This window comes from Actinotalea sp. JY-7885, assembly GCF_014525465.1.
In the GTDB taxonomy this organism is placed as follows: domain Bacteria; phylum Actinomycetota; class Actinomycetes; order Actinomycetales; family Cellulomonadaceae; genus Actinotalea.
Map to the genome: position 1 here is coordinate 1 of NZ_JACEXH010000143.1, position 8458 is coordinate 8458.

Sequence of the window (8458 nt, forward strand, 5' to 3'; positions counted from 1 at the left end):
GAGCCGGGCGGCGGGCCGGCGGACGACGCGGCCCTCGTGGCGGACGCGGTGCTCGGCCTCGTGCGCCTCGGCCTGGCCTCGGGGCCCGCGCCGCAGGTCGGGTGGTGGGGCGAGCTGCTGCTCGAGGCCGACGACGGCGACCGGCTGCCCGCGGCGGGACTCGTGCTGCCCGGCTCGGACGCCGCGCGCTGGTTCGACCCGGACGTCCTGCCCCCCGTGGCGCGCCCCCTCGCCGAGCGCTGGGCGCCGGAGCTGGGCGCGGTCGGCGTGCGGTCCGGGCTGCGCGTGGTCCGGCCGGGTGCTCCGGCCGACGCGGGCGAGCCGGGGCTCGACGACGCCGACGACGTCCTCGCGGACCTCGACGGCTGGCCCGCGTACCGCGCGCGGCTCGCGGACCTGGGCGTCGACGACCCGGCGTTGCTCGACCTGGCGGTGGTGCCGGACCTGGACGCGGTGCGGCCCGACGCGTGGGAGGAGGTGCTGCGTGCGCTGACGACCGGCGACGCCCGGGCGGCGCTCGTGACCCCCGGCGGGCGGGTGCCGTCGTACACGGCGTGGTGGCTGCGCCATCGCTCGCCCCTTCCGCTCGGCGGTCCCTTCCTCCTCCCGGGCGCCGACGTCGGCTCCGGGCTGCTCCCGCCGGCGCCGCCGGTGGTCGTCGCCGCGGTCGACGGCGACGAGGTCGTCCTGCGCGCCCTGGGCGCGGTCTCAGCGCTCGCGGAGCTCGACGACGTCGGGTGGGCCGCGGTGCTGGGCCGCCTCCCCGCCGCCGGCGCGGACGTCGACCCGGCCGTGGCGGTCGACGTGTGGCGCGCCCTCGTGGACCTGGCGCGGGCCGACGCCGACGTCGATCCCGGTCGCGTCCCGGCGTGGTGCGCGGGCGGGCGCGGACCGGGGCAGGTGCGCGCGGCCGAGGTCGGGGACGTCGCGGTGGCGGACCCGATGTGGGCGCAGCACCCGGGCGTCGGCCCGGTCGTGGTCGTGCCCACGGGCGCGGCGGCCGACCTCGCCGACTGGCTCGACGTCGACCTGGCGGCCGAGCGCGCGGCGGGGCGGGTGACGACGGTGGGGGTGCCCGGGCCCGTGCCGGCGCAGGCCCGCGTGCTCGCCCCCGACGCCCCGGACCGCTGGGTCGAGCACGAGGACCTGCGGGTGGACGGCCTGCCGGTCGAGTGGTGGGTCGCGCAGGGCGTGATCCACGCGTGCACCACGGGCGGCCTCGCGCGCGGGCTGGCCCAGCTCACGCGGTGGAGCGACCGCCACGCCCTCGCGAGCGTCCTGGCGGACCCGCGGGACCTGCCCGTCGTGCTCCTCGAGCGGGCCGGCGAGCCGTGAACCGCAAGCTCGTCCTGGGCGTCTTCGTGCCGGTCACGGTCTTCGAGACCGGCATCGGGGCGATCGTGCCGGTGGTCGCGCTGACCGCGACCCGGCTCGGCGCCTCGCTCGCCGGCGCGGGCCTCGTCGTCGCGCTGCTCGCCGTCGGGCAGATCCTCGGGAACGTGCCGGCCACGGCGGTCGCGGCCCGGCTCGGGGACCGCCGGGCCATGCTCGTGGCGGCGTGCGGCTCGGTGGTCGTGCTGGTCGGCGCCGCGCTCGCGCCGAACGTCGCCCTCCTGGCGGTGGCGCTCACCCTCCAGGGCGCGCTCAACGCGACGTTCATGCTCGCCCGGCACTCCTACCTCGCCGCCCACGCCCCCGTCGAGCGCCGGGCCCGGGTGCTCTCGACGCTCGCCGGCCTCCAGCGCGCGGGGACGTTCGTCGGACCCTTCCTCGGCGCGGCCCTCATGCACGTCTGGGGCCTGCCGGCCGCGTGGTGGCTCGCGGTCGGCACGTCGCTCGTCGCCGCCGCCGTGGTCGCCGCCGTGCCCGACGAGGTGGCGCACGTCGCGGAGCCGACGACGTCGTCGCTGTGGCGCGTGGCGCGGGACCACCGGCACGTCCTCGCGACGCTCGGCATCGCGGTCCTCATGATCGGGGCGGCGCGGGGCGCGCGGCAGGTCGTGCTGCCGCTGTGGTCGGAGCACCTGGGGCTCGCCCCGGCGACGACGAGCCTGGTCTTCGGCCTGTCGGGCGCCGTCGACATGCTGCTCTTCTACCCGGCCGGACGGCTCATGGACCGTCGCGGCCGGCTGTGGGCCGGGGTGCCGTCGATGCTGGTGCTCGCGTCCGGGCTGGCGCTGCTGCCGCTCGCCTCGGGCGTCGCCACGCTCGCCTGGGTGGCGATGCTCATCGGGCTGGGCAACGGCATGGGGGCCGGGATCCTCATGACGCTCGGCGCCGACGTCGCGCCGCCCGCCACGCGCGCGCAGTTCCTGGGGGTGTGGCGGCTCGTCTCCGACGTCGGTGCGGCGGGCGGCCCGCTCGTCGTCTCGGGGGGCGCCGCGCTCGGCTCGCTCGCCGGCGGCATCTGGACCATGGCGGGCGTGGCGGCGCTGAGCGCGGCCGCGCTGCTGCGCTGGGCGCCCCGGTGGACGGTGCACGCGAACCGCACCACCCGGCGGCGTGCGCGGGAGGCCGGGGCCGAGCCGGCGTCCTGAGCCGGACCGCGCGGTGCCTCAGCGGCTGCGGCGGCGGTGCTCCCAGACCAGGGCGAGGCCGCCGAGGACCATGCCCGTCGCGCACGTGGCGACGTCGGTCGCCGTGGCGCGGTCGGACGCCGCCAGCGCGCCGACGACGACCAGCGCGACCGCCCATGCCCCGATCCCGGCCACGAACACCCGGCGCAGGTCGAGCTCGACCGGGTCGAGCGTGCTGGGCGCCAGGAGCGACCGCAGGCCGGCGGAGACGGTCGTGGGAGCCGTGCCGGCCCCGCCACGGGTGCCTGCGTCGGCCCCGCCACCGGTGGCGGGGCGGTCGGTCGGGGTCGTGGGCACGTGCCGAGCGTATCGCCGGGCGAGCGTGAGCAGGCCCACGCCCACGGCGGCGCCGAGGGTGTTCATGACGACGTCCTGCAGCGTCGCGGCGCGCGTGGGCCAGAAGAGCGCCTGTCCCGTCTCGATCGCGACCGACGACGCGCAGCCGAGCGGCACGGCGAGCCACGCCCGGCGGAGCCCGGCGAGCGGGACCAGGATCCCGAAGGGCACGAACATCACGACGTTGGCGGCCGCCTCCACCGCCGCCACGTCGACGCCCGTCGGCAGGCCGCGCGCGTGCAGCCACGCCAGGCCCCGCTCGAGCGCGGTGAACGCGCCGGGATCGGCGAAGTCCGGCCACTGCGTGATCCGCAGGACCGCGAGGAGGTAGACGGCCAGCGCCACACGTACCACGACCGCCCGAGGCTGTCCTCCGAGACGTGTTCTCACGGGAAACAAACGTCTGCCACCCTGTGCGCCATGACGCAGATTTCCGCCCCTGCCGCGGCGCGCCCGAGGAACCGGGTCGACGCCTTTTTCAAGATCAGCGAGCGCGGTTCGACGATCGGCACGGAGGTCCGCGGTGGCCTCGTGACCTTCTTCACCATGAGCTACATCATCGTGCTCAACCCGCTCATCATCGGCACGGTGCCGGACGGCACCGGCCAGTTCCTCGGCGGCGGCGACGCGCCGAACCTCGGCATGGTGGCCGCGACGACGGCCCTCGTCGCCGGCGTGCTGTGCATCCTCATGGGCACGGTGGCCAACTTCCCGCTCGCGCTCGCGGCCGGGCTCGGCCTCAACGCCGTCGTCGCCTACTCGATCGCCACGCTCGACGGCGTCACGTGGGCCGACGCGATGGGCATCGTCGTCCTCGAGGGCCTGATCATCCTCGTGCTCGTCCTCACCGGGTTCCGCACGGCGGTGTTCCGCGCGGTCCCGATCGAGCTCAAGACGGCGATCAGCGTCGGGATCGGCCTCTTCGTCGCCTTCATCGGCCTGGTCGACGCCGGCTTCGTGCGCGTCCCGGCCTCGCTCGCGACGCCGCTCGAGCTCGGCATCGGCGGGTCGCTCTCCGGCTGGCCCACCCTGGTCTTCGTCGTCGGCCTGCTGCTCGCGATCGTGCTCATGGTGCGCAAGGTCCGCGGCGCCATCCTCATCGCGATCCTCACCTCGACCGTGCTCGCCGTCATCATCGAGGCGGTCGCGAAGGTCGGTCCCCAGGGCGGCGTCGACGAGGAGGGCAACGCGATCAACCCCACGGGCTGGAAGCTCAACTCACCCGCGGTGCCCGAGGACGGCCTCGTCGCGACGCCCGACTTCGGCCTGCTCGGCCAGTTCTCCCTCTTCGGGTCGGTCGAGAAGATCGGCCTGGTCGCGGTCCTGCTGCTCGTCTTCTCGATCCTGCTCGCCGACTTCTTCGACACGATGGGCACCATGGTCGCCGTCGGCGGCGAGGCAGGGCTCCTGGACAAGGAGGGCAACCCGCCGCGCAGCAAGCAGATCCTCGTCGTCGACTCGCTCGCGGCCGTCGCGGGCGGCGCGTCGAGCGTCTCGTCCAACACCAGCTACGTCGAGTCGGCCGCGGGCGTCGGCGACGGGGCGCGCACGGGCCTGGCATCCGTCGTGACAGGCATCGCCTTCCTGCTGGCGACGTTCCTCGCGCCGCTGGTCGAGATGGTGCCGTTCGAGGCCGCGACGCCGGCCCTCGTCGTCGTCGGGTTCCTCATGGTCATGCAGGTCTCGGGCATCGACTGGAAGAACCTCGAGGTCGCGATCCCCGCCTTCCTCACGATCGTGCTCATGCCCTTCACCTACTCGATCACGGCCGGCATGGGGGCGGGCTTCATCGCGTTCGTCGTCATCAAGGTCGCCCTGGGCAAGTGGCGCCAGGTGCACCCGCTGATGTGGGTCGCGGGCGGGCTGTTCGTCGCCTACTTCACGCTGGGGCCGATCAGGGACGCCCTGATCGGCTGACGCGGCGCTCGCCGGTCCTGCCCCGCGCGGCATGGCCTGTGGGAGGATCCGTCCGGCCGGACCTCGGCCGGACTGACGCTGTGGCGCGCGGGCTGGCCTGCGAGCTTCGAGGAGGACCACTGTGCGCATCTCGGTCATCGGCTGCGGTTACCTCGGAGCCGTTCACGCCGCCTGCATGGCCCGGCTCGGGCATGACGTGGTCGGCGTCGACGTCGACGAGGCGAAGGTGGCGCAGCTCGCGGGCGGCGAGGCGCCCTTCTTCGAGCCGGGCCTGCCGGAGCTCCTCACGGAGGTGACCGCGACGGGCCGACTGCGGTTCACCGCGGACGTCGCGCAGGTCGCGGGGGCACGCGTGCACTTCGTGTGCGTGGGCACCCCGCAGAAGCGCGGGGAGAACGCGGCCGACCTGCGGTTCGTCGACGCGGCGATCGAGGCCCTGCTGCCCCACCTGGCGCCCGGCGACGTCGTCGTCGGCAAGTCCACCGTGCCCGTCGGCACGGCCGAGCGGATCGCGGCGCGCGTGGCCGACGCGCAGCCGGCGGCGACCGTGGTGTGGAACCCGGAGTTCCTCCGTGAGGGCTTCGCGGTGCAGGACACCCTCCACCCGGACCGCATCGTCTACGGTCTGCCGCCGGGTGCCGCGGGCGTCGAAGCCGGGCGCATGCTCGACGAGGTCTACGCCGAGCCGCTGGCGGACGGCACGCCGCAGGTCGTCACGGACTACGCGACCGCGCAGCTCGTCAAGGTCGCGGCGAACTCGTTCCTGGCCACGAAGATCTCGTTCATCAACGCCATGGCGGAGCTGTGCGAGGCCACGGGTGCCGATGTCACGCAGCTCGCGGACGCCATCGGGCACGACGAGCGGATCGGGCGGCGATTCCTCAACGCCGGCCTGGGGTTCGGCGGCGGGTGCCTCCCCAAGGACATCCGGGCGTTCATGGCCCGGGCGGGCGAGCTCGGCGTGGACCAGGCGCTGTCCTTCCTGCGCGAGGTGGACTCGATCAACATGCGACGCCGCGTGCGGATGGTCGATCTCGCAAGGGAGGTCTGCCAGGGCTCGATCGTCGGGCGCAAGGTCGCGGTCCTGGGTGCGGCGTTCAAGCCGAACAGCGACGACGTCCGGGACTCGCCGGCGCTGAGCGTCGCCGCGCAGATGGGCCTGCAGGGGGCGCACGTCGTCGTCACCGATCCCGAGGCGATCGCCAACGCCTCCGCGCGATGGCCCGATCTCACGTACGCGAAGACCCCCGAGGAGGCCGCCGCGGGCGCCGACGTCGTCGTGCTCGCGACCGAGTGGACGCACTACCGGGAGCTCGACCCCGTCGAGTTCGGCGAGGTCGTGGCGCACCGCCGCATCGTCGACGGGCGCAACGTCCTGGACCCGGCCGTGTGGCGGAGCGCGGGCTGGACCTACCGTGCCCTGGGGCGCCCCTGAGTCGTGCCGCCAGGGTGGCGGGGATCACCGCCGACCCGGATGCCATTACCTAGGGTAATGACCTAGGGTAGTGACATGACCTCGTCCACGCCCGTGCCGGCCCTGCCGGTCGTCAGCGCCGGGGACTGCCGTCCCGCCGTGCTCGCCGGCGAGCTCCGCGTCTCCCTCACCCACTCGGTCCGCCGCCTGCGGATGGAGCGCTCCTCGGAGCGCATCACCGACGGCCAGTACGCCGCGCTCGCGGCCCTCGCCAACCGCGGGCCGATGACGCCCACCGCGCTCGCCGAGGACCAGCACGTGCAGCCGCCGCCGATGACGCGCACCGTCAACGCGCTCGTCGAGGCGGGGCTCGCACGCCGCGACGTGCACCCCACGGACGGGCGCCAGGTGCTGGTGCACCTGACCGACGCCGGCCGCGAGGAGGTGCGCGAGACGCGCCGCCGCCGCAACGAGTGGCTGGCCAAGCGCCTGGCCACCCTCACGCCCGCCGAGCGCGAGGTGCTGGCCCAGGCGTCCGCGATCCTGCGGACGGTGATCGCCCCGTGAGTCCCACCTTCGCCTCGCTGCGCTACGTCAACTACCGGCTCTGGTTCGCCGGTGCGCTCGTCGCCAACGTCGGCACCTGGATGCAGCGCGTCGCCCAGGACTGGCTCGTCCTGACCGACCTCACCGACGACTCGGGCATGGCGGTCGGCATCACCACCGCGCTGCAGTTCGCGCCCGTCCTGTTCCTCTCGGCCTGGGCCGGCCTGCTCGCGGACCGGGTCGACCGGCGCAAGCTGCTCATCGGCACGCAGGCGGCGATGGGCGTGCTCGCCGCCGCGCTCGGCCTCCTGGTCCTCAGCGGGCACGTCGAGCTGTGGCACGTGTACGGCTTCGCGTTCCTGCTCGGCTGCGTCTCGGCGATCGACGGGCCGGCGCGGCAGACCTTCGTCGCCGACATGGTCCCGCCCGAGCGCCTCGCCAACGCGGTGAGCCTCAACAGCGCCTCGTTCAACGCGGCGCGCCTCATCGGTCCCGGTATCGCCGGCCTGTCGATCGCGTGGGTCGGCACCGGCTGGGTCTTCCTCATCAACGCGGTGACGTTCGCGTCGACCATCCTGGCGCTGACCCGCATGCGCAAGGACAAGCTGCAGCCGATGCGGCCCACGGCTCGCGCCAAGGGGCAGATCCGCGAGGGCATCCGCTACGTCCGCGGGCGCTCGGACATCCTCGTCGTCATGGCCGTGGTCGGCGTGGTGAGCACCTTCGGGCTGAACTTCCAGCTCACGAGCGCCGTGATGGCGCGGACGGAGTTCGGCCGGGGGCCGCAGGAGTACGGGATCCTCGGCTCCGTGCTCGCGATCGGCTCGCTCGCGGGGGCGCTGCTCGCGGCGCGCCGCGAACGGCCGCGCGTGCGGCTGGTGATCGGCTCCGCCCTCGCCTTCGGGCTGGCGACCGGCGCGATGGCGCTCATGCCGACCTACGAGAGCTACATGCTGGCGTGCATCCCGGTCGGGCTGGCCTCGCTGACGATGCTGACGTCCGCGAACTCGACCATCCAGACCTCGACGGACCCGACCATGCGCGGGCGCGTGATGTCCCTGTACATGGTGGTCTTCCTCGGGGCGACCCCGGTCGGGTCGCCGCTGGTGGGCTGGGTCGCCGAGACGTGGGGCCCTCGCTGGGCGATCGGCGTGGGGTCGATCAGCGCCCTGCTGGTCGCCAGCGCGGCGGCGATCTGGGCGGTGCGGCACTGGAACGTCGAGGTCCGCTACCGCATCACGGCACGCCCCCACCTGACCATCCGGCACCGCGACCGCGAGCCCACGGAAGGCGAGCAGCGTGCCGCCGCGGCCGACGCGCTGCGCGCGCAGCAGCTCGGGGACCGCGCGGCCTGAGGACGCGGCTCGCCGCCGCGGCAGCCGGGTGAAATCCCGCGTCCGACCCGTGCCCAAGATGTCGGATATGCGAACATCGCGCCATGGCTCCTCCGGTCGGTGTCGCGCAGGCGGGCACGGCGGGGACCCGGCACGCCGCAGCGACCGGGCCCGCTGCCCCCGCCGCGCGATCCTCGCGGGGGCGGGTGCTGCGCCGGACCCTCCTCGCGGTGCTGCTGCTCGCGGTCGCCGCGTCCGCGTGGCTCGCGTTCCGCGGCGTGCAGGTGGCGAGCGCGCTGGGTGCGGCCGCCACCGAGGTGCGCGCCCTCGAGGCG

7 protein-coding genes and 1 pseudogene are annotated in these 8458 nt (G+C 74.9%); 7 read left to right on the forward strand and 1 reads right to left on the reverse strand.

Annotated elements, in window-relative coordinates; all coding sequences use genetic code 11:
- Together IDM29_RS12515 and IDM29_RS12520 are read left to right on the forward strand one after the other, a co-directional pair.
- Positions 1-1335 (forward strand): annotated as a pseudogene (locus tag IDM29_RS12515) (ATP-binding protein); the annotation flags it as partial.
- Positions 1332-2537 carry an MFS transporter gene (locus IDM29_RS12520; protein ID WP_182113088.1) on the forward strand — a complete coding sequence of 402 codons (1206 nt, stop codon included), beginning with the start codon at positions 1332-1334 and terminating at the stop codon, positions 2535-2537. The pseudogene IDM29_RS12515 and the gene IDM29_RS12520, both read left to right, overlap by 4 nt.
- 18 nt (positions 2538-2555) lie before the next feature.
- Here IDM29_RS12520 and IDM29_RS12525 read toward each other — a convergent pair whose 3' ends face one another.
- Entirely contained in the window at positions 2556-3257 is a 702-nt protein-coding gene (locus tag IDM29_RS12525) for a VanZ family protein (RefSeq protein WP_255491753.1), read from the reverse strand.
- Between the two features lie 75 nt (positions 3258-3332).
- On the opposite strand from IDM29_RS12525, the gene IDM29_RS12530 reads away from it, so the two are divergent.
- The 5 genes from IDM29_RS12530 to IDM29_RS12550 form a co-directional block, all read left to right on the forward strand.
- Positions 3333-4829, forward strand: coding sequence for an NCS2 family permease (locus tag IDM29_RS12530; RefSeq protein ID WP_182113090.1), 1497 nt, complete (start codon positions 3333-3335; stop codon positions 4827-4829).
- A gap of 121 nt (positions 4830-4950) precedes the next feature.
- Positions 4951-6264 (forward strand): UDP-glucose/GDP-mannose dehydrogenase family protein, encoded by a 1314-nt coding sequence (locus IDM29_RS12535; protein WP_182113091.1) that lies wholly within the window; start codon positions 4951-4953, stop codon positions 6262-6264.
- 75 nt (positions 6265-6339) lie between these two features.
- Positions 6340-6810, forward strand: coding sequence for a MarR family transcriptional regulator (locus IDM29_RS12540; RefSeq protein ID WP_182113092.1), 471 nt, complete (start codon positions 6340-6342; stop codon positions 6808-6810).
- On the forward strand, positions 6807-8144 hold the full coding sequence (locus IDM29_RS12545) for an MFS transporter (protein ID WP_182113093.1): 1338 nt from the start codon (positions 6807-6809) through the stop codon (positions 8142-8144). The genes IDM29_RS12540 and IDM29_RS12545 overlap by 4 nt, the downstream gene beginning before the upstream one ends.
- Positions 8145-8227: 83 nt before the next feature.
- On the forward strand, positions 8228-8458 hold a 231-nt coding region (locus tag IDM29_RS12550), incomplete at its 3' end, for a hypothetical protein (protein WP_223148289.1).

What these genes read in the sequence shown, in the direction of transcription:
- IDM29_RS12540 (WP_182113092.1), top strand. Translation starts at nt 6,340, where the DNA reads ATGACCTCGTCCACGCCCGTGCCGGCCCTGCCGGTCGTCAGCGCCGGG.
- IDM29_RS12530 (WP_182113090.1), top strand. Translation starts at nt 3,333, where the DNA reads ATGACGCAGATTTCCGCCCCTGCCGCGGCGCGCCCGAGGAACCGGGTC.